Origin of the sequence: Rhizobium sp. 862_C5_N1_2 (assembly GCF_051811205.1) — a bacterium.
In the GTDB taxonomy this organism is placed as follows: Bacteria; Pseudomonadota; Alphaproteobacteria; order Rhizobiales; family Rhizobiaceae; genus Rhizobium; species Rhizobium leguminosarum.
Map to the genome: position 1 here is coordinate 553,531 of NZ_JBPWPT010000003.1, position 20,522 is coordinate 574,052.

Below are 20,522 nucleotides of genomic sequence, written 5' to 3' on the forward strand. Positions count from 1 at the left end.
GGCGGGTTTCGATCGTTTTTCAAGCTGTATGCAGCGTGGCGGCACCAACCCGTTCGGGGCGCTCCGCGCCTTGCAGTTCTTCCACCGCATCGGCGGCAAAGCTCGGCACGACACCGGTCCACAGCAGTGCGCCATCGGGATTGGAATGTCCGTCGCCCTCGAGCTTGTAGATGCTTTCGACGATATACTGGCCGTCATTGTTCAGGCCCTTGATCTCGGAAATCTCGATCACCCGGCGCCGGCCGGTGCGCTTGAAGCGGGCGGAGCGGCAGAGCGACGGCGGCTTCATCATTCGCCGCATGGGGCTGAACCCGATCATGCTGCGCGGCGAAGCATTGTTGCAGACAGCCTCGCTGAAGGCCGGCGACAGCTTCCGTCTCGGCAAGGATGTCGAATTCCAGTTCGTCGTCAAAGCCGCCGCCAAGGAGGCGCCGAAGAAGGAGGCTTCCAAAGCAAGTGACGACAAGCCGAAAAAGTCGCTCCTCAAGCAGCCGGCCTTCCTGGCCGGCATGGGGGTCGCCTATCTCGCCATCGTCGGCATCATCGGCTACGTGATCCTGTCCGACAGCGGCAGCGCGGAAAGTGGCCCGACGGCCGAGCGCATCAATGCGGAAGCCGGCCGCATTCCGACATGCATCAAGAATGCCCGACGCATGCGCCAGGTTTCCGAGCAAAGCTTTAACGGCGCTGTCGGCGGCCGCGTCGGCAGGGATGGCGACGCAACCTATGCCGCCCTTTCGCTTGCAGCCGAACCGTCTGACGACGCGGCGCTGGCAAAGGCCGCAGAGCCGATCGTCGAGGCCTACAAGCGTACGGCACTGGCAGCCCTTGCCTCGGAAAATCGCGGCAACAATACGCTGGCGCAGAGCCTCTACCAGCAGACCTACGATCTCGTTCCCGACATCAACTGCTCGGCCGCGCGTTTCGCGCTGCAGCGCCGCGCCGCCGTGAAGCCGGTCGCCCGCCGCTGATCGACGACATAAACTCGTCGAAGCGGTTTGCCGCAAGACGAGCAGTTGACCGACCATTCCCAGCGCACCCATGTATTTAATGCGTACACCTGGGAAAGCCGACGCAAAGTTATCGAGCTCGACGGGTCCGCGTAGCCATCGTTTTGTCAACGAGACGAGCGGTCACATAAGCGAAACATACGACCGCGCTGAGAAACACCGAGAAAGCGAGAGGGTTATTCAATCCAATCGACGCCGCAACCGGCTTGAACACACCGATCGCCCCTCGATGTAGGATGTAGATTGGGTAGGAGATATACCCAATCCATGTCGCCAACGCCTCTGCTTTTGCAGGCATCTCCAAAAAGAGGCCAAGCATCACGATGAGCGGTGCCAAGGCCATCGCGAACATCAAGTCGTAGTAAGGCCGCAGCACGACAGGAACCGGCGCCGCGATGCAAATCATCAGAAGAAGGCATGGCACAATGGCGGCCCAGCCCTTTCTCCAAGCGGGCATGCCGCCGAATAGACGGCTTATCACGACCCCTGCGGTAAATGAAAACATCACCCTTGGCAGGCCACCTACCGCTGAGGGCCACTCCCAGCCAATATTCAACATACCGTATTTAAGACCGACAAAAACCAAAAATGCAGCCGAGACCAATGCAACTCCGCAGAGGGCGCGGATAGAGAGCCGAAAAAGCCACAGGGCGAAGACTATATTCACCAACAGTTCCCAGAACATCGACCATGCTGGACCGTTGATTGGAAACATTCCTTGCATCGGGTTCGCTTGAAGGAAGTACATTGGGCTGGGCAGAAAGAACGTGTTCGCAGTCGTCGACACCAGCAGGTCGATGACACTTTGATTTCTCAGCCCCCAGCTTGTTAACAGAATGATCTGGATGAGGCCGACCAAAATTCCGATCAAATAGAGCGGATAAAGGCGCTTGATGCGGGCCGCCATAAACGACTGGAACAGCAGACCGCGCGAGAGTCGTTTTCCATAAATTTCGGCGATTATAAATCCGCTGAGAACGAAGAAAAAATCGACTGCCAGATAGGCTGAAGGCGCATAGCTCTCCCGGAAATGTGTAGCGACAACACAAATAGCGGCAAATCCGCGCATTGCATCGAGCGTATAGTAACGGTTGCGGTCGGCAACCGAGACTCCTACATCGTCCATCGCCGGTGGCGAATAACCGCGGTCGAGGCTAGTCATCTTATGGATTATCCTATTACGCGTTGGTCTGAGGGGCGTTCGGATGCGGTGAATGAGAACGTCACCGAAGCGACGTTCTCATAATTTCAGATGACGGCTTGAGCACCAGATCCTTCAAATCGCAACACAGGTCTCTGCGGTAGGGCCAGGAAATCATGCGGGGTTGGCAACCGCACCCCTGTTACTTTTGCGCTGCCGTGCCTGCTTTATGCTGCCGATCAAGATATTTAAACGAGCTCTGCACAGAACGAATATCAGGCCGCAGTAAACCATGCCGCCTGCAAGGATTTCTGCGGCCAAGCGTGGATACGGGGACCAATGAATGAGCAATTCGTGGAGGAGGAAAATGACTGCAACCATTCCTGCACAGGCTATCGTAGGCCGCAGGAATTGCGCCAGATATGCCGGGATACTCAGCTCTATATGCTGCGAAACCTTCCAGCTGGTGATCGGCCAAAACAACAGAACTTCGATCATTATGGCGAAAACAATCGTCGTGACGCCATAAGGATAGAGAATTGCGATCGTCAGGAGTGTGAGGAGGTTTCGTGCCAGCTGGTAGTAAAACCACCAATCCATCTCTCCTTGGCTCTTGATCAAGGATGCCTGCACGTAGCCGATCCCAGCCATCAATCCTATGACGCAGTAGAACCGAACCGGCCAAACGGCCGCGATCCAATGTGCACCGAAAATTGTCGTGATCGCATCATCGGCAACGGCGGCAAGGCCAATGAATACGGGGTAGGACACCAGAGCGCAGCCAAACGTTGCCATGAGAAATGCTTCTCGCACTTTCTTCGGATCGGCTCGCAATGAAGAAAGCAAGACGTGCGTGACAGATGTTAAGCCACCGGCGATGACGTTGTTGATCATATCAAACAAACGCTTGGAAAAGTTATAGATCCCGAGCGCTGCCGGGCTCAAGAGCACCCCAATGAGCAAGTTGTCCAAGCTCATCGTCTGTAAAAACCGAGTGCCGGATGCAAAGAACCCATAATGAAGGAGCTCGTTGAGGCTTGCTCGCTTCAGGTAAAGCCCGGGCCGCCACCCGGCGCCCCAGAAAGCGGCGCCGCATGATGCCGCTGTGGCCGCGATCTGTGCAATCGCAAGCCCCCACAAGCCGAAACCCGCGAGAACCAAAACAAGGCAAATGCAGGCAGAAGTGATGGTCGCAATCACAGTGCGGACGGCTACCAGATGAAACGACATCTTCCTATTGACAATTGCATTCGGAACGACGGCCGTGAAGTCGAAGAAAACCTTCAATCCCATGATGTAAATCAGGGGTGTGATTTGCTCATGCCCCACATAGGCCGCGATTGGCGAAGCGGAAATGCACAAAGCGCCATAGATCAAAAATGAAAAAGCGAGCGAAAGCAGGAATATCGTATCCAGATGGCTGCGCCTGATTTCGGCTTTTTGTATAATCGCTTCGCCAAATGCCGTTGGTCCAAAGCTGCCCGCAAACGACACAATGCTGAATGCCAGCGCGACAAGACCGAAATCCTGGGGCTGGAGAACGCGAGACGTCACCACAAAAACAGCGAAGGTCAGAACTGTCGGAATAAGCGTGCTCAGCGCCGACCAGAAGGCACCGGTTACGGCTGCGGCGGATCGGTTCTCACTGACATGGCTGAATAGAATATCGTCGTCTTGTAAAACCGACAAAGTGAGCTCCTACCGGGAATCAGACTATGGAGGGTTGAGGTATTAGATCGGGGGCGGGAATAGCGGGACTTGGATTCATGGGCTTACTCGACTTGTACCAAGTTCCTCCCATCTCATACGGCAGGCGAGACATTGCTGCTAAAAGCTCACCGGCATTTGTCGCTTTCTCCACCAGAGGGCTATCGCCAGTCTGGCTACCGATGACGTCGTGTAGATTGCTTCCGTCCCTCGCAACCGCGATATGCGGCTTATTCAGCAAAAGACAGAGAATATGACCGTGTAGATGGTTGGTGATGATCCGTTGCGCGCCGGACAGGATCTTCACGCCGTAATCGACATATCGAGCCGCGACATCCTCACGATGTTGGGCGATCATCTCTGTGCGGCTAAAGCCATGCCGCAACGCCGACTTGACGACGCTCGACTTGCGCATGCGCGACAAACTATTTGGACCGTTGATCCAATTGGTAAGAGGTCCATCAACGATCGCTCGCGCTTTCGCTATATCAACCTCGTCCTCTCCAAGAGGCTGCATGACATATAATACCCTGAGAGGATCGGCTTCGAACGGTTTCAGCGTTCCCATGCCGAATGCCGTGTCCGGGCCAGCCTCGACATCACAATCGAAGTTGGCTTTCGCTAACTCGAAACTCTGACCATCGCGCGTCATGCAAAAAAAATTGCGATGCCTCCCAATCGTACGTTTCGCGTATTCCTTGAGGGACTCGTTCGCGAAATGAATCGTTTGCGGCATCTGAATGATCGTTCGATCCGGATATTTCCACATCAAACGGTAGCGAACATCATCCCTGCCCGTCCGCGCGTCTCCAAAGTCGGTCCAACCGCAAATGAATATTGGAGCGTCGCCTGGTGTTGTTTTTATCTCATCTATACTTTGAGCGGTACTGCCAGTCAGCACCGGGAGGCGCCCTGTTACTTCGCGCAATACCATCGACAATCCAAGCCAACTCGCATGATGGCCAGGATCTTTATTTGATGGAAAGTTCATTATAACGTAAGGCTGTCCCCGGCTTACAAATTTCCTTACGATTTCAATCAACTTTTCTTTTTGTCGTCGTATTACAACTTCGCCGAGGTGATGCATATACTCAACTTGTATTTTCAAAACTCGAACAGCAATTACAGCCGCGATTCTGAAAAGTCAATTGGAGGATGTATTACTTTTGAGTAATAGTTAAGTGGGCAAATTGTCTCACTTCTTAGCCACCAGCGATCACGAGGTTCGAGCGTGGTCGACGCCTTTTAGGCCTTGGCGACAGGTCCACTTTTGGAGCGCTTGTAGTCTGCTTGAGGCCAAAGTCGACCTTCCCGATTGAGACTCCGACGTCGCGGATTGCTCAGTAATTTGAGACCCCAATTGCGCCTGTGACAGCGGAGTTCGTTCGCCATGGACGCTTGCAATCTTGGCTACGATCAAAGTGGTGACCGGGAGTAAGACGCGGCAACCGGTTGCCGAATTCAGTCCCGTGCAAGCTACTTAAGGTTTCTCTCTTCCATTGTTAAACGCCTGACGCGGTGAATGATGAGCAAGCTGGATGGAGTAATGTCGCTCCTGGCGGCTCGGAAACGCCATGCCAAAAATAAGTGAAGGTCACTATGCGCGTCGGCATCGTTGCTTTAATTCTCCCAGTGATTTTGTCGGTCGTATCGCAGTCCGCCGCACAAGAAGATCGTAGGTCTTTCGGCTTGCTCGACCGTCTGCCAGACGAAGACCCTTCATGTGATTTCGTCAACCGTTCTTATGAGCGCACCTTTGGAGGCAATTTCGCGTACCGGCTTTACGGCGTTCAGCCGACGGGCGCTTTTGACCTGCTCGAAATTCGAGTCTTCATTGGTGATTTCGCTTATGATCGACAGGGGCTCGGTAGATGGCATTTGCGACACCGTGGGCTACGCAAGACTGTAGATGGTATCGGAGCAGTTTTCCGGCATTGCTCGAACGCTTCCGACAGCCTCTATGGCGCTGTGCCGGTGAAGGTTTTTCAGGTGGACTGGGCAAGAAATGGCTATAACGCCAAATCAGAAGTCGTGATTTCTACAGCAACTTCAAAAATCATCAAAACCACCCGCCAGTTCGTTGGAGCCACCCCAACCGGCTTCCCCGTGATGACGGAAATCTTCGAGACGAAGCGAGATCGGATCAAAGCTCCCTCTGACGCAGTCGATCTTCGCAACGAGTAGGTTTTGCGCGTTCCATGGCTACTGATCCCAGATGAATGGTTGGTCCAGTTGAAGGCTCGTTCGGGGGAAGTCGCTGAGAAAGCGTGCCGAGAGAAGGCCTCTTATATGGCGCGCGCGTTGCACAGGGCTGTTCTATGGCTGCCCGAGGGGTTTGGCCTTCTCCGCCTCGCATTCCGGCAGTCGCACAGGTTTGGCGAGGTTCGCCAGCGCCTCGGGCTTGGCGCATGCCGGGAAGCCAGCGAGTGGCATTGTCTCTATGAACCGATTGCGCTCGATTGTGCTTAGGCCGGGTTCACTGATCATGCTCTCGACAGTCACCTCGGGGTGCTGCTTGAGAGTTTCCATAGCTGAAGCATGCGCCTCATCGGTTCGACCCAGTGCCGCAAGCGAACTGCTGCGCACCACCCAAGTCCACCTTTGGTAGTTGTCAGGCGTCATGCGCTCCAGCATCGTCACCGCGTCCTCATACCGCCCGGCCATAAAATAGGCAGGTGCGAAGAAGTTGGACGCCCACATCGGATAGTTCGGGTCGAGCCGCATGACCTTGTCGACCATTTGAGCACCGCGTTCTGGTTCACCGAAGCGTGCTGCATAGCCGCTGTAAAAGGTCAGGATTTCGGACGAACCCGGAGCCAGGCGAAGGGCCGTGTCGAATTCGGACTTGCCGCGGCCCATATCGCCCTTATTGGCAAGGCTCATACCAAACACCGCATGGGCTTCAGCGTCGCTCGGATCAAGCCGCACCGCGCGTTCGGCCACATCGGCGGCCACCTTGCGGTTGCTCTCGGGATCGACGCCAAACACGCCCATCAGATCATGAGCATGGTAAAGTTCGACCCAGGCCCGGGCCAGCCCCGGGTCGAGCTCGACGGCGCGGTTGAGCAAGGTGATGGCCTCCTCGTCATCAGCCTTGGTGAGCTTTTCAATCTTTTCGGACCCGAGCAGATAGTAATCATAGGCATTCAGGTTTTCAGGCCGTTTGCGTTTGGCTGCCGCCCGCCCGGCCTCTTGAATCAGTCCCACTCCGCCGCCGAGGCGGTTGGCGACCTGCTCTGCGATTTCGGTCTGAACGGCGAACACGTCCTCGGCGGGCCGGTCCCAATTCTCCGACCAAAGATGGTGGCCGGCTTTTGCATCGATCAACTGTGCTGTGATCCGTACCCGATCACTCTGCCGCTGGATCGAGCCTTCCAGAACAAAGCCTACATGGAGCGCGCTTGCGACCTGGCGGGCATCCACGGGCTTGCCTTTATAAACGTCCGTCGAATTCCGCGCCACCACCTCAAATTCGGGAAACCGCGCGAGGTCGGTGATGATGTCCTCGGTCAGGCCATCGGCCAGACGCCCGCTAGCCTCGTCGCCGCCATAATTGTCGAAGGGCAGCACCGCCACCGACGGCTTGCCGCTCAAAGGTTCGGGCTGCGAGAACCGCCAGACCCCGCCGCCTGCCAGAGCCAGTGCCACGATCGCCGCGGCAGCCGCCTTGGCCCAGCGCGGCATCATTTTGAGAAGGGGCCGACGCGCCCGTTTGCCGTCGAGCCGCAGCCGATACATCCGTACCGGGCGGCTGATGTTCTTGACCTGCTGCTCGCCGGCGAAATCGAGCGGCCAGTCGAGTTTGCCCTGGAGATGATCGTATGCGGTGCCCGACACCACGACGCCGCCCGGCTCGGCCAAATGCTCCAGCCGCGCGGCGACATTCACCCCATCCCCATAGACATCGCCATCCACCAAGGCCACATCGCCCAGATTGATCCCGACGCGAAATACGATGCGCTCAGGCTCCGGTAGGTCGGCGTTGCGCGCCGCCACGACATTCTGAAACTCCGCGGCGCAGGCAACCGCATCAACCACGCTATCGAAGGAGACGAGCGCGCCGTCGCCCATCAGCTTGATAATTGTGCCATGGCGCTGGGAGATGGCGGGATTGATCAGTTCGGCGCGGATGGCCTTCAGTCGCTTGATGGTGCCGGCCTCATCGGCCTCCATCGCCTTCGAGTAGCCGACCATATCCGCCGCGAGGATCGCGAGCAGCTTTCGGTCGAGCGCGAGGGTGCCCATCATTGTTGCCTTGCATGAACATGCAATCGTATCGGCAGTCTACACCCATCGAAGCGCCGCAACTAGCACACCGCCAAAACGGCAGGTCTGCTTGTGGTGCTATCCGGCCCAGAGCCGAAGCAGACCTCACGCGTCCCAAAGGGACGCGCCTCAGCACGCTGAGAATATCTGGCATCCGCACGCCGACACTGCCATAAATGAGCTTCATCGAGGGGAGGCATCATGATGCAGAAGAATGCGCCGGACTTCAGCCTTGAGGGCAAGGTGACTTTGGTGACGGGAGCGAGCCGTGGCATCGGTCGAGCTTGCGCGCTTGCCTGTGCCAGAGCAGGCTCCGATATTGTTTTGGGGGTCCGCGATGTCGCGGCGTCGGCGGGCCTGGTTGCCGAACTCGAGGGCACGGGACGAAAAGTTCTCCCTGTTGAACTGGATATTCCCAACAAGGCCCATATCGCAAACGCCGTCGACGCGGCGCTTACCGCGTCCGGTCGGATCGACGTCCTCGTCAACAACGTCGGCGTGGCTCCCGGCAATCTCGCGGAACTCGTTGAGGAGAAGGACCTTGACGAGATACTCGATGTCAACATCAAGGGCACCTTTCTGATGACGCAGGCCGTAGGGCGTCACATGATCAAGCGCAATGGCGGCCGGATCATCAACATCAGCTCACAGGCCGGCACCGTGGCACTGCGCGGCGAGGCAATCTATTGCATGAGCAAGGCGGCAATTAATCACCTCACGCGCTGCCTTGCAGCCGAATGGGCACGTTATAATGTCACCGTAAATACCGTATCGCCGACGTTCATTCACACCGATGGCACAGCACCATTTCTATCCGATACCGACAATCGCGAAGCGACGCTCGGTCACATTCCGCTCGGCCGGATCGGTGAAACCGATGATGTGGTGGGTGCCGTGGTCTTCCTCGCATCGCCGGCTGCGAGCCTCATCACCGGCGCGAACCTGCTGGTGGACGGTGGATGGTCCGTCGCCTGAGCCTAGAGCATTTCCGTTTTTCTCCGAAGCACGGAAATGCTCTATCTCATTGTTTTCACGCAATTCCCGGCAAAAGCGTTTACGCTTTGCCTGGCAAAACCGCTACGCACTTTTGCTGGAATTGCTCTAGGCTGGCTGCGCAGCAGCGCAAGATCATCCGCCGCTTTCGGCCCGAAGCGGACGAGCGTCAATAAATCACATACAAAAATTGCGCGCCGGATTGGCGGTATCAGACACCGTCACTGACCACGCGTCCGTCCACGGCGCGAAGTTCGTCGGGACGGACCTGTTGCGCAACCTCTCGATGCGCTAATCTTGACGGATGAAACTCAGCCAGACCATACGGTTCTGCGCCTCCGCCGACGGCACCCGGATCGCCGTCGCATCGTGCGGGACGGGACAAGTGATCCTGCGGGCGGCTCACTGGCTTAGTCATGTCGACTATGATGTCGAGAGCCCTGTCTGGCGGCCATGGCTGCAGGCGCTCTCGGCCGGCAACCGGTTTGTGCGCTACGATCCGCGCGGCTGTGGTCTATCGGATCGGCATGTCGCCGATCTTTCGGTTGAGGCGTGGCATGCGGACCTGGATGCCGTGGCAGCCTCCATCGAGGAGCCGCGTTTCGTCCTCCTCGGTCTTTCGCAAGGCGGCGCCCTCAGTATCGCATTCGCCCTGAGGCATCCCGAGCGGGTGTCACACCTGGTGCTCCTGAATGCCTATAGTCAGGGTGCGCGGGCCCGCGCGCAGACCGAGGCCGAGCGCTTGGAAGCCGAGACGCTCGTCAACCTCATCCGCATCGGCTGGGGCCGCGACAATCCGGCATTCTGTCGGTTCTTTACCAACCTTTTCATTCCGGACGGGACACCCGAACAGCATCGCTGGTGGGGCGATCTGGAGCGTGTGACGGCAACACCCGACGTTGCCGCGCAGCTGCTCTGGCAGATGCAGGGGCTCGATATGCTGGATCTGGCGACGACACTTCGCGTCCCGACTTTGGTTGCGCATAGCCGCGGCGATATGCGCGTGCCGTTCGACCAAGGCTGCAAGCTTGCGGCGGCGATTCCCGGAGCACGCTTCATACCGCTCGAGAGCAAGAACCATGTGCTCTTGCCCGACGAACCGGCCTGGGCCGTCTTCCATGCCGAACTCGCAACCTTCCTCGGGCAGGATCGACCGGTGCGACCACGCGCCGTTCGCGACGCCGGTCTGACACCCGCCGAGGCGGCGCTTTTCGACCTCGTCGCGGAGGGGCTCGACAATCGCGCGATCGCAGCCCGCCTTGGCAAGAGCGTGAAGACCGTGCGCAACCAATTGTCGGTGATTTTCAGCAAGCTCGGCGTGCATAACCGTTCGCAGGCGATCGTCATGGCGCTTTCCAGGTAGCGAGCTGCATCGCCGACATCTTTGGGACAAACGCCCCTTTGCCGGGCCTGAATCCGCAGCTGCGCGGGACAATCGTCTCATGCCGTCAGGCGCGAGGCGTCTCATCCTTGAACCGCGATCGGCAAGAGGCCGCCCGTCAATCAGGAGGAATCCGACATGACCCAACTCAACGAAACAACGCTCAATGAGCTCGTGGGCCGCATCCTTGGTGACCTTGGCGGTGCGGTCAGCGTGCCGCTGGTGCGGATCGGAGACGCGCTCGACCTCTACAAGACCCTCAGGGACATCGGCCCCGCAACGGCCGACGAGCTTGCCGATGCCGCGGAATGCGCGCCGCGCTATGTGCGCGAATGGCTAGCAGCACAGGCGGCTTCGGGCTACGTGCACTACGAGAATGGCCGGTTCTCGCTGACGCCCGAGCAGGCCTACGTGTTTGCTAAACCCGACAGCCCCGTCAACCTGATTGGCGCGTTCGATACGGCTGCCGCGATGGTCGAAAACCAGCCGAAGGTGCAGTCTGCCTTCAAGACCGGCCGAGGCGTGGCTTGGGGGGATCAGGCCGGCTGCATGTTCTGCGCCGTGGCGAGGCTGTTCCGGCCCGGCTATGTGAATGCCCTCGTGCAGGACTGGCTGCCGGCGCTCGATGGCGTCGTCGACAGGTTAAAGGCGGGCGCGACTGTGGCGGACGTCGGATGTGGACATGGGCTGTCGACGATCCTCATGGCGCAGGCTTTCCCCAATTCCCGGTTCATCGGCTACGACTTCCATGCGGATTCGATTGCGGCCGCGACTGCCCATGCCCGGGCAGATGGCCTGGCGAACGTGCACTTCAAGGTGGGCCGGGCGCAGGACTTCGACGGAAGCGACTTCGATCTGATCACCTGCTTCGACTGCCTGCACGACATGGGCGACCCGAAGACTGCGGCGGCGCATATCAGAAAGGCGCTGAAGGAGGGTGGCACCTGGATGGTGGTCGAGCCCATCGCCGGAGATACGCTCGAGGACAACATCAACCCGGTCGGGCGGCTCTACTACTCCGCCTCGACGATGATCTGCGTTCCCACCTCCCTGGCGCAGGAGACGGGATTAGCAGAGAAGCGATTGGCGGAGGTGATCCGGTCAGGCGGGTTCACACATGTCCGGCGAGCAGCCCAGACCCCACTCAACATGGTGCTCGAAGCAACCTGATGAGAAGGAGTGGCACCTCCGTGTCCGGCCAGGTGGGGCGCGCTCCTCATCTGATGACCGCTCTTGGGGCAAAGCGGGATCTGTCTTCGTCCGCCTCGGGCTCGCGCCCGGACTTGCATCAGCTCGTATGACGGCTGGTCACTCTGACATAGTAGCCGTCGGGATCGATAAGGCGAAAGTCACGCAGCCCCCAAGGCTGTAGAGCAAGATCGGAGACCGGCCAGTCACTCTCTTTTGCCGCGCGATATGCATCCTCTACGTCAGCGACCTTCAAGACGATCTCGACGCCGAGCCCAGCTCTGTGGCCGGTATCGATCCGTAGCGGATGATCGCTCGAAAGGACGCTACGCGAGTTGATCGCGATCACCGCATCACCGTTTTTCAACATCGTGTATTCGGTGCTCGACGAGCCCTGGCTCTCAAAGCCGAGAACCCTCCGATAGAAATCAATCGATGTTTCAGGCGTTTCGACAAATAGCTCCAAACTCAGGTGCAACTGTTGCCTCCTTTTTTGCTCAGAATGAAGGCTGTTGCCAGAAGGGACAGACGAGCCTGGCGCTGGCGGGCTTCAGTTAGAGAGGTACTTGTTGAGGAATGCTCGAACGCTGCTAAAGGACTGCTCGGCCGCCGTCGCATTATATTCTTCCCGATGACCGAATGCCGTCTTTGCCACCGTGACATAAGGGGAATCGAAATCATGGTATGCACCCGGATAGACGTTGAGTTCGATTGGCGGACCTTTGCCACTCAGGTGAGACACCCTCTGCCGACACCTTTCGGCGGGGCTCCAATCGTCCAGTTCGCCATTTAGGATCAAAGTTGGCACCGTCGCATCGCCCTCATGGGGAGCGCAAGCCGGATAGTAGGCGACTGCAGCCTTGAACTTTCGATCCATGAACTGCTCGTTGCCTTCGGTTTTCGTGGCTTCCAGCGTTGCGATTCCACCAGCCGAGAAGCCCATCAGCCCTACACGTCGGGCGTCAACGAAGGTGTATGTAGACAGGAGATCGAGCGCCCCGTAGGCATCGAACACCCGATCGGGAAGATAGCGCTCACAAGTGTTGTCAATATTGCGGGTCGTGAAGCTGTCGACCACCAGCACGACATACCCCCATGAGGTCAACCGCTGCGGCCAGTAAGTCTTGGTGTTCGGCCGAATACCTCCGCAACCGTGCATGACAACGACGGCCGGAAAGGGACCATCTCCCTCTGGTCGGCTCAGATATCCCAGCAAGTGCGTCGCTTGGGCCTGCGGGAGGCTGATACCTTGTTCCCTGGCCTTGCGTTCCAGGAACGGACTTGGCTTTGTGACTGCGCTGTCGAATCGCACCAACTCGTCAGCGTGGGCCGCAGGGTTAGGCTGCACGATAGCGATGAGCAAAAGTCCGAAAGCAAGCTTTGTGATTTGCATTGAATTGTTCCGCTGGGCGACAGGCAGTTGATCAAACGCTATCCACAACCGATCATCATTTAGATGCGGAAACTTCGACGTCCATAGGCTAAAAAGGGGCGTGGCAAATAGCCGCCCCTCATGAGTATCTGACGGCTTTTTATGCCGATGCCGGATTTATTTTAGCGGCTGGTGTGCGTGATGCGCTGTTTCTGCCAAGGCTAAACCGCAACAGCGATATCGGCCTCGACGGAGCGTTGTCAGCCAAACCGGTCTACCAGGGAATCTATCACCGTCCGCAACATCGCTGTCGGCCGCCGGTTCGGCGCATAGACGAGGTGCATCGGTACAGGCTTGTAGGACCATTCCGGCAGCACCTGCTCAAGCCGTCCTTCGGCGATATCGGCGGCGAGCAGCAGCTCCGGCTGAAGCGTAATTCCCGCGCCGCTGAGCGCCGCCATGCGCAGCGCCGCTCCCTGGTTGGTGGAGAATTTTCCGGAAATCAATACATCGCGCATTTCGCCGCCCGGTCCGACCAGGTGCCAGCGATCCTGCATGCGCCAATAGGAGTGGCCGAGGCAGAGATGGTTCGCCAGAGCCTCCGGCGAGGCCGGCCGACCATGGCGGGCAAGATAGTCCGGCGAGGCAGCGAGAATCCGCCGGTAGGGCGTGAGCGGGCGGGCGACGAGGCTGCTGTCCGAGAGCGGGCCGATGTGGATACCGAGCTCGAACCCCTCGCCGACGAGATCATGGACGTTGTTGTCGAGCGATAGCTCGATGCTGACGTCGGGATAGGCGTTCTGGTAATCGACCAGCGCCGGCACCAGGACTTGCGTCCCGAAGCTGACCGGCGCAACCACGCGAAGCCGGCCGCGAGGCGCCGATTGCAGCTCGCTCGCCGAAGCCTCGGCCAGCGCCACTTCGGAAAGGGCGCGCTTGCAGCGCTCGTAATAGAGCTGGCCAACCTCTGTCAGCTGATGGCGTCGCGTGGTGCGATGGATCAGCTTCGCCCCGAGCCGGGTCTCAATCGTCTTGATGTGCTTGGCAACCATGGCAGGCGACACTTGCGCGATCTCCGCGGCGGCGGCGAAACTGCCTTTGTCGATGACCCTGACGAACATCGCCATGCCGGCCAGCTTGTCCACGATTGCCTACCTCTTGGTTTCGAATGACAATACCGGGAGCTTATTTATCAACCAAGGAATTTACAACATGGTCGTGATGCCCGCGCCAAGACGACGGACATCACCAACCTGACCAAGGAGACACCATGCCCATTCTTCACCTGCAGATGCATCCCGGCCGCACCGACGATCAGAAGCGCGCCTTCGCGCGCGAAGCGACCAAGGCCGCCGTCGAAACCCTGGCGTGCCCGCCGGAATCGCTGGAAATCCTGATAACGGAGATCGCCAAGGATTCCTGGGCGGTCGGTGGCAAGCTGAAATCTGAAGCCTGAGAGGCGACCCGCAGCGTCGAACGCTCGAGCTGCGGGACGCCGCCGCCATGGTATTGGACAGGGAGCCGGCAGCCGGCTCCCGTGCTGAATGTGAAGGGCGGCCGGTTGACCTAAGCCTTTTTCGTCGGCGAAGGATAAGGCTGCTTTGCGCCCTCATGTCAGTCATAGAGCCCAGCCAAGCGGCGGCTTGAAAGCGGAAAACGCATTGGACTGGCGAGGGCGGCATGTTTGCGTAAAAGCGGATTTTATTTTGGCCCTGTGTTCAGCGGGTCACTCGTTCGCAAGCACCGTCTTTCCAGATGCAAATTGGCGATCATAGAAAATCCGAACCGACAGAACGACGCCGGCGATCAGGACAACAACCCCAGCGACTGCGATCGGAGTTGGCCAGCGCGCATGCACGACAAGTCCGCCGATCACGCCGAAGGCAGTCTCTGAGACGATCAATTGCGCGGCCAAGGCAACCGGCAGGCTGCGTGAGGCTATATTCCAGGCCCAGACGCCGCCCACCGTGGCCAGCAGCGCGAGAGTTGTGCCCCAGACATAGAGGTTGCCGGCAGCGCTCCAGCCGAATCCCAATGTAGGAAGCCGGAAGAGGCCCATCGCGGCACCGATGGGATAGAAGGCCAGCATCAAGACGCCGCCGCCAACCAGTATCAGCGCCGACCACACGCCGGAGGGCATGTCCGGCCGTGCGGCGAGTGCTGCCTGATTGGAAAGCGCGAACCAGACCCAAAGGCCCACGGCAGCAAGCGCCAGCGGCGCGCCAATCCACAATGATTGCACAGTGTCCAGTCCTTCGGCCGTGAATGCCGTGCCATTGACGAGACCAAGGCCGACCAGCACCAGTGCCAGAGGCACCATGAGGGATTGCCATGGCAATGATGCCTGACGCTGATTGCCAATGACCATCAATACGATTGGTACCAGCCCGAGAAAGGCCGGAGCGATGACTGGGCCGGCAAAGAGGGCCGCTCCCGTCACTGTCAGGAAGTAGCCGACATAGCCGACGAAGGCGAGCCAGATGGCTTGCAGGCAGTTTCGAAGCGTGAGGTGGCGCATGACACCATTCTCGGAAAACAGAATGTAAAGCCCGACGAGTGCCGAGACGACGTGACGGATGAGGGCAAAGTCAAAGGTGGAATAGTCACCGATGATGAAGGGCACGACGAAGTTGAGCGAAAAGGCAAAGGCCGCAAAGAGCGCGGCCGACACGCCAACATAGAAAAGTCTGTCCATAATGTTCACCCTTTTGAAGTTGCGTCACCGAGCCCTGGTCTCCGCGACACCGAGTGTGCCGTTTGGCAATCAAGCGAAATGCTTGATCAAATGGGGAAAATTTACCGGCCACGCGCTCTGGCCGGTAGCCGGCGAAAATGAGAACCAGCCTCTCGATACGCATCACCCGGATCGTGAAACGGTGCTGTATCGCGGGGGCCGCGATGCGTATGCAACGCTTCGAAGCGGTCATCGCTGCATCATCGGGATTGGATTCAAGCAGACGGCCGTGCCGCCTGTTCAGCGGAGTCGATTTCCCCTATCCTCGACATCGAGGCTTTCAATCGGCGTGGTGTCATGGATCGGCTTGATACAATGCGGGTTCTGCTTGCGGTAGTTGACGCCGGCAGCTGAACGCGCCGCTGCCGAGCGACAGCCGCAAGGTCGTCGATCCGCCGGAACCGTTCAGACCGGGCGAACTTCGGCAAGCCGCTTGACTGCATACTCGTCCCGCCAGCAGACGGCGGCTTCCCATGCGGCTGATGCTTGCGCGGCGATGTCATGCGCGCCGTCGTCGAGGTCGGCAGCGTTGCCGGGCAGCACCAGGTCAAGGTCGGGGACGTCGACATGTGCCTCGTCCCAATCGATCAACGCGACCCGATCCGCGGTCATGCGGACGTTGCCGGGGTTGCTGGGGTTGCCGTGGACAACGCATGTCTGGCGTCCGACTAGCCGCGCCCATGCTGCACGACATCGAACAACGCCCTCCGGCGGCATCGCGGCAAGGTTGATCCTCGTTCCGGTATCGGCATGCAGGAGGTCGCTCGACGATCGCCAGCCTGGGCGCTGCGGCCAGTCCTGCGTCAACCGATGCAGTTCGCGGAGCGTTTCGGCCACGCGACGCCAGTCGGACTCCGTCTCGGGCGGTCCGCCCTCCATGTACTTCATGACCACCAGACCGTTCGCGAACAGCCGGCCGTCAGTCGTGGGGATCGGCACTGGAACGTTCATCCCTTCACGGTCGAGATGTTGGAGCAGCTCGGTTTCCCAGGCGAGATCAGCGTCGGTCCTGGAGCCGAAACGACCGACCGCGATCTGCCCGTTGATGCGAACGCTCCACACGTCGTTGGCGACTCCACCGGCAAGTGGTTCGATGCGGACCGCACCTTCACCCCATTGCTCCAGTGCTTCCCATCCCATTGACAATATCCCTGGCGGTCGTGATCAAATCGACGGAGAAATAGAAAAAGTTTGCGACGCCACGATGTCCGCTGCTGGCGCAAACGTGACCTCGAAAAGCGGTTAGACCCTGGATATAAGGCCTATGTTCGCATCATGGGGGGAAGGTCCGATCGTCGCTCTCGAACTCCCTGCGGGACGAGCGACAGAGTAGCGATACCCGCCTCATCGGCCGCACGCAGAAGCGCTTCCCGGAATTGTTCCGGGGCAATCTTCCCGCTCAATGCGTCGACGCAGGCTTTGACGGCAGCCACATATTCCTCGCCGTCATCGCAAGGCCAGTCGTTGATCAGGAGACGCGCCGCGTCACCCAGCGTCCATACGATCTTGCGAGATGCCGGGCCTCGCAAAGCAAATCCAACCGGCGTGAATGCTGATGATGTGTTCCAGCACATTGTCCTCGACCCCTCAAGGCACGGATACTGCAGTCCCCAGCTCAATATACGCGCGTATTCTGAAATTTGGAATTGAAAAGTGTAGAGGTATGCGGCTTGAGCGCGAGCTGTCGAATGAAGAAGAAAGGGCACTCTGGAACCTTATGTGGGAGCGCCCTGCGCTCCGTCGACAAGGGTTGCACTGATGAATGCATTCCGGGTTCGCAACCGATTGCCCGCCCCGGTGTCAGCGGCGCACGCTTCCCTTTTCGGTCTCCACATCACTTCATGCAGTTGACAGGCCGGGACGGTTCTTTCATCTGGAGCGCAAGATCAGGAGCCTCTCACATGACCCTTACCGTACGCCCCGCGACGCCTTTAGACGCGGCAACGATCCTGCGATTCGTCCGCGAATTGGCCGACTACGAAAAGGCAATCCACGAGGTCGAGGCGACCGAGGAGAGCACGCGTGCGGCGATCTTCGGCGACGGTTCGGTCACGCATGCGCTGATCTGCGAACGCGAAGGCCAAGCGATCGGCATGGCGGTCTATTTCTTCAGCTATTCGACTTGGCAGGCGAAGAACGGCCTTTATCTGGAAGATCTCTACGTAACACCGGAGGCGCGCGGCTCGGGGGCCGGCAAGGCGCTGCTGCGGCGCCTAGCACAGATCGCGCTGGAGAAGAGCTGCGGCCGCTTTGAATGGAGTGTGCTCGACTGGAACGAACCTTCGATCCGCGTCTATGAGGCGATCGGCGCGGAGCCGCAGAAGGAATGGATCCGCTATCGGATGGCGGGAGAGAAGCTGGCGGCGTTTGCCCGCGGCTAGAACCCTCTCTTTTTCCTGGCGACGGCCTCGATTTTCGGAGCCTTTTCCAGCTCCGGCCGCGTCAGCAGTGCGTCCCGCCTCTTCCAATATATCCGCAATCAGGCATTGGACCGCTCAGGAATGCCGTCCGGCGATATTCGGCCTGTTCGAGACGGCCCCGGCTCTGGTCGTACTTGGCCTTCACCGCATTGAGATTGGCTAGTAATCGGCACACAGCTCCCGCTTTCCGATCTCCACCCTTCTGATCCCTTACCGCAATTCAGCAGTAACCCGGAATATCCCGCCGGCCGAAGCGTCGGAGCAGACGACGAAGGTCGAGCCCTCCTGCGTCATGAAGGCGACATTGCCGCCGGCTTCGCAGGGGGTGGCGCTCCATTGCAGGATGATATCGCCGTTGTCGGGCAGCTTTTCCGTGGTGATCTTTGTTGCACTTGCCATCCATTCCGTCGCCGACGGCAGGTGGACCGGGGCGTTCAGCTGTTTCGACAGCCAGGCCGTATAGTTCTGCGCCACGGCAAGAGGCACGTCGTCGGCCGGCTGCTGCGGATTGTCGGCATAGGCCTGGGCTGCGGCGGGATCGGAGTTGGCGGTGTAATATTCAGCCATCTCGGCGCGGGTGACGGCCTTCGTCTGCATGCAGAAGGACTTGTCGATCTTCACGGCGCCATTGGCAGGATTGGGAAGCGAGGGCAGCGTCTTGTAGACCGAGTTGCCGATGACGAGAGCGACGCGGCGCCCACTCTCTTCTGTAACGGCGGCAAATGCCGTGCCGATCGGCAGCAGCATTGCCGCGACGATCAGCAGATAAGCGCACAGTCTCTTGACGTGGTGAAACTTGGGCATGGCTCGATCGCAAACATTCTATTGTTTAAGTTCAATAAAATTTGCTGGCCTGCTGGTGCTGGGCCCCTCCGCATTCACACTACGAAAATATTCCTCGGCGCTTTAAAAATCAAGCTTCGCCGCCTCCAAGTCAATTGGAGCAGTCCCGTCAGATTGGAAGCCCATCGTCGACAAGAAAGACTGTCGAAATCAAGAATTCAACATGCGGCCGGCGAAGTTTCCTTAGCCTCGAAACGTATAGTTGCTGATCGAGGCCGATTTCATCTCGATCGAGAAGCCCGGCAGGGTGGGCGGCATGTAGGCGGCGTTCTCGATCAGGCAGGGGTCGAGGAAGTGTTCGTGCAGATGATCGACATATTCAATGACGCGGCCGTCCTTGGTGCCCGACACCGCGACGTAATCGATCATCGACAGATGTTGCACATATTCGCAGAGGCCGACGCCGCCGGCATGTGGCCAGACCGGCAGGTCGAACTTGGCAGCGATCAGCAGCACGGCCAGAACCTCGTTCAGCCCACCCATGCGGCAGGAATCGATCTGCACGACGTCGATCGCGCCCTCGGCAATGAACTGCTTGAACATGATGCGGTTCTGGCACATCTCGCCGGTCGCAACCTTCACCGGTGCGATCGCCTGGCGGATCTTGCGGTGGCCGGCGACATCATCCGGGCTTGTCGGTTCCTCGATGAAGAAGGGCTTGGCGAAGGAGAGCGCCTTAACCCAGTCGATCGCCTGGCCGACATCCCAGACCTGGTTGGCATCGATCATCAGGTAACGATCGGGACCGATCACCTCGCGGGCAATCCTGAGGCGGCGGATATCATCCTCCAGGTCGCGGCCGACCTTCATCTTGATATGGTTGAAACCGGCATCGATCGCCTCCTGGCAGAGGCGGCGCAGCTTTTCGTCGCCGTAGCCGAGCCAGCCGGCCGAGGTCGTGTAGCAGGCGTAGCCCTCCTTTTCGAGGATGGCGATGCGTTCCGCCTTGCCCGCCTCGGCGCGCTTCAGGATCTCGACCGCCTCGGCGCGCGTCAGCACATCGGTGAGGTAGCGGTAATCGACGATATCGGCGATCTCTTCCGCCGACATCTCGGCGACGAGTCGCCAGACAGGCTTGCCGGCCTGTTTGGCCAGCAGATCCCAGACGGCATTGACGACCGCACCGGTCGCCAGATGAATGGCGCCCTTTTCCGGGCCGATCCAGCGCAACTGGCTGTCGCTGGTCAGGTGCCGCCAGAAGGTGCCGGGATGGGCGAGAACCTCGGCGAGGTCGGCGCCGACGACGAGGTGGCGCATCGCTTCGATCGCCATGCAGCAAATGTCGTTACCGCGGCCGATGGTGAAGGTCAGGCCATGGCCGGCAAGATCAGGCGCATCCGTATCGAGAATGACGTAGGCCGCCGAATAATCCGGATCGGGATTCATCGCATCGGATCCATCAAGGCTTTGCGACGTGGGGAAGCGGAGATCGAAGACACGAAGGTCGGTGATGCGGGTCATGGTTGT

20 protein-coding genes and 1 pseudogene are annotated in these 20,522 nt (G+C 59.0%); 8 read left to right on the forward strand and 13 right to left on the reverse strand.

The window, feature by feature from the left end; translation table 11 throughout:
- Window positions 1-19: 19 nt before the first annotated feature.
- Window positions 20-262 (reverse strand): annotated as a pseudogene (locus ACD590_RS32540) (CpaF family protein); the annotation flags it as partial.
- On the opposite strand from ACD590_RS32540, the gene ACD590_RS32545 reads away from it, so the two are divergent.
- On the forward strand, window positions 246-971 hold the full coding sequence (locus ACD590_RS32545) for an FHA domain-containing protein (RefSeq protein ID WP_439004210.1): 726 nt from the start codon (window positions 246-248) through the stop codon (window positions 969-971). The pseudogene ACD590_RS32540 and the gene ACD590_RS32545 overlap by 17 nt on opposite strands.
- Before the next feature lie 109 nt (window positions 972-1,080).
- Here ACD590_RS32545 and ACD590_RS32550 read toward each other — a convergent pair whose 3' ends face one another.
- From ACD590_RS32550 to ACD590_RS32560, 3 genes are all read right to left on the reverse strand, one after another.
- Entirely contained in the window at window positions 1,081-2,172 is a 1,092-nt protein-coding gene (locus ACD590_RS32550) for an acyltransferase family protein (RefSeq protein WP_439004211.1), read from the reverse strand.
- Between the two features lie 153 nt (window positions 2,173-2,325).
- Complete coding sequence (locus tag ACD590_RS32555) at window positions 2,326-3,840, reverse strand: lipopolysaccharide biosynthesis protein (RefSeq protein ID WP_439004212.1); 1,515 nt, start codon at window positions 3,838-3,840, stop codon at window positions 2,326-2,328.
- A gap of 19 nt (window positions 3,841-3,859) precedes the next feature.
- A complete protein-coding gene (locus ACD590_RS32560; RefSeq protein WP_047618109.1) occupies window positions 3,860-4,945 on the reverse strand; it encodes a polysaccharide pyruvyl transferase family protein in 1,086 nt (361 codons plus the stop codon).
- Window positions 4,946-5,457: 512 nt separating this feature from the next.
- On the opposite strand from ACD590_RS32560, the gene ACD590_RS32565 reads away from it, so the two are divergent.
- Window positions 5,458-6,042, forward strand: coding sequence for a hypothetical protein (locus tag ACD590_RS32565; protein ID WP_018246166.1), 585 nt, complete (start codon window positions 5,458-5,460; stop codon window positions 6,040-6,042).
- A gap of 132 nt (window positions 6,043-6,174) precedes the next feature.
- On the opposite strand, the gene ACD590_RS32570 is transcribed toward ACD590_RS32565, so the two are convergent.
- Window positions 6,175-8,103: an adenylate/guanylate cyclase domain-containing protein gene (locus ACD590_RS32570; protein ID WP_130748287.1), complete on the reverse strand. Its 1,929-nt coding sequence runs from the start codon at window positions 8,101-8,103 to the stop codon at window positions 6,175-6,177.
- A gap of 225 nt (window positions 8,104-8,328) precedes the next feature.
- Between ACD590_RS32570 and ACD590_RS32575 the strand changes: the two genes are divergently transcribed.
- The 4 genes from ACD590_RS32575 to ACD590_RS32590 all read left to right on the forward strand — a co-directional run bounded on the left by ACD590_RS32575 (window position 8,329) and on the right by ACD590_RS32590 (window position 11,668).
- Window positions 8,329-9,099, forward strand: coding sequence for an SDR family NAD(P)-dependent oxidoreductase (locus ACD590_RS32575; protein ID WP_439004244.1), 771 nt, complete (start codon window positions 8,329-8,331; stop codon window positions 9,097-9,099).
- A 36-nt stretch (window positions 9,100-9,135) separates the two neighbouring features.
- A complete protein-coding gene (locus ACD590_RS32580; RefSeq protein ID WP_439004213.1) occupies window positions 9,136-9,345 on the forward strand; it encodes a hypothetical protein in 210 nt (69 codons plus the stop codon).
- A gap of 76 nt (window positions 9,346-9,421) precedes the next feature.
- Entirely contained in the window at window positions 9,422-10,480 is a 1,059-nt protein-coding gene (locus ACD590_RS32585) for an alpha/beta fold hydrolase (RefSeq protein ID WP_439004214.1), read from the forward strand.
- A 156-nt stretch (window positions 10,481-10,636) separates the two neighbouring features.
- Window positions 10,637-11,668 (forward strand): class I SAM-dependent methyltransferase, encoded by a 1,032-nt coding sequence (locus ACD590_RS32590; RefSeq protein WP_439004215.1) that lies wholly within the window; start codon window positions 10,637-10,639, stop codon window positions 11,666-11,668.
- A 118-nt stretch (window positions 11,669-11,786) separates the two neighbouring features.
- Here the strand turns inward: ACD590_RS32590 and ACD590_RS32595 are convergent, their stop codons facing one another.
- The 3 genes from ACD590_RS32595 to ACD590_RS32605 all read right to left on the reverse strand — a co-directional run bounded on the left by ACD590_RS32595 (window position 11,787) and on the right by ACD590_RS32605 (window position 14,203).
- Window positions 11,787-12,164: a VOC family protein gene (locus ACD590_RS32595; protein ID WP_439004216.1), complete on the reverse strand. Its 378-nt coding sequence runs from the start codon at window positions 12,162-12,164 to the stop codon at window positions 11,787-11,789.
- Window positions 12,165-12,236: 72 nt separating this feature from the next.
- Window positions 12,237-13,079 (reverse strand): dienelactone hydrolase family protein, encoded by an 843-nt coding sequence (locus ACD590_RS32600; RefSeq protein WP_439004217.1) that lies wholly within the window; start codon window positions 13,077-13,079, stop codon window positions 12,237-12,239.
- 239 nt (window positions 13,080-13,318) lie between these two features.
- Entirely contained in the window at window positions 13,319-14,203 is an 885-nt protein-coding gene (locus ACD590_RS32605) for a LysR substrate-binding domain-containing protein (protein ID WP_439004218.1), read from the reverse strand.
- Window positions 14,204-14,328: 125 nt separating this feature from the next.
- Here ACD590_RS32605 and ACD590_RS32610 point away from each other — a divergent pair, with 125 nt between their 5' ends.
- Window positions 14,329-14,514 carry a 4-oxalocrotonate tautomerase gene (locus ACD590_RS32610; RefSeq protein ID WP_003553363.1) on the forward strand — a complete coding sequence of 62 codons (186 nt, stop codon included), beginning with the start codon at window positions 14,329-14,331 and terminating at the stop codon, window positions 14,512-14,514.
- A gap of 270 nt (window positions 14,515-14,784) precedes the next feature.
- Here ACD590_RS32610 and ACD590_RS32615 read toward each other — a convergent pair whose 3' ends face one another.
- The 3 genes from ACD590_RS32615 to ACD590_RS32625 form a co-directional block, all read right to left on the reverse strand.
- Window positions 14,785-15,753: an EamA/RhaT family transporter gene (locus ACD590_RS32615; protein WP_439004219.1), complete on the reverse strand. Its 969-nt coding sequence runs from the start codon at window positions 15,751-15,753 to the stop codon at window positions 14,785-14,787.
- Between the two features lie 444 nt (window positions 15,754-16,197).
- Window positions 16,198-16,932, reverse strand: a complete 735-nt coding sequence (locus tag ACD590_RS32620) for a phosphotransferase enzyme family protein (protein ID WP_439004220.1) — start codon at window positions 16,930-16,932, stop codon at window positions 16,198-16,200.
- A gap of 122 nt (window positions 16,933-17,054) precedes the next feature.
- Complete coding sequence (locus tag ACD590_RS32625; RefSeq protein ID WP_131605611.1) at window positions 17,055-17,366, reverse strand: DUF982 domain-containing protein; 312 nt, start codon at window positions 17,364-17,366, stop codon at window positions 17,055-17,057.
- Window positions 17,367-17,693: 327 nt separating this feature from the next.
- Between ACD590_RS32625 and ACD590_RS32630 the strand changes: the two genes are divergently transcribed.
- Complete coding sequence (locus tag ACD590_RS32630; protein WP_439004221.1) at window positions 17,694-18,173, forward strand: GNAT family N-acetyltransferase; 480 nt, start codon at window positions 17,694-17,696, stop codon at window positions 18,171-18,173.
- Window positions 18,174-18,422: 249 nt separating this feature from the next.
- On the opposite strand, the gene ACD590_RS32635 is transcribed toward ACD590_RS32630, so the two are convergent.
- Window positions 18,423-19,016, reverse strand: coding sequence for a hypothetical protein (locus ACD590_RS32635; RefSeq protein ID WP_439004222.1), 594 nt, complete (start codon window positions 19,014-19,016; stop codon window positions 18,423-18,425).
- 222 nt (window positions 19,017-19,238) lie between these two features.
- Window positions 19,239-20,516, reverse strand: a complete 1,278-nt coding sequence (locus ACD590_RS32640) for an L-fuconate dehydratase (RefSeq protein ID WP_247264954.1) — start codon at window positions 20,514-20,516, stop codon at window positions 19,239-19,241.
- Window positions 20,517-20,522: the final 6 nt, after the last annotated feature.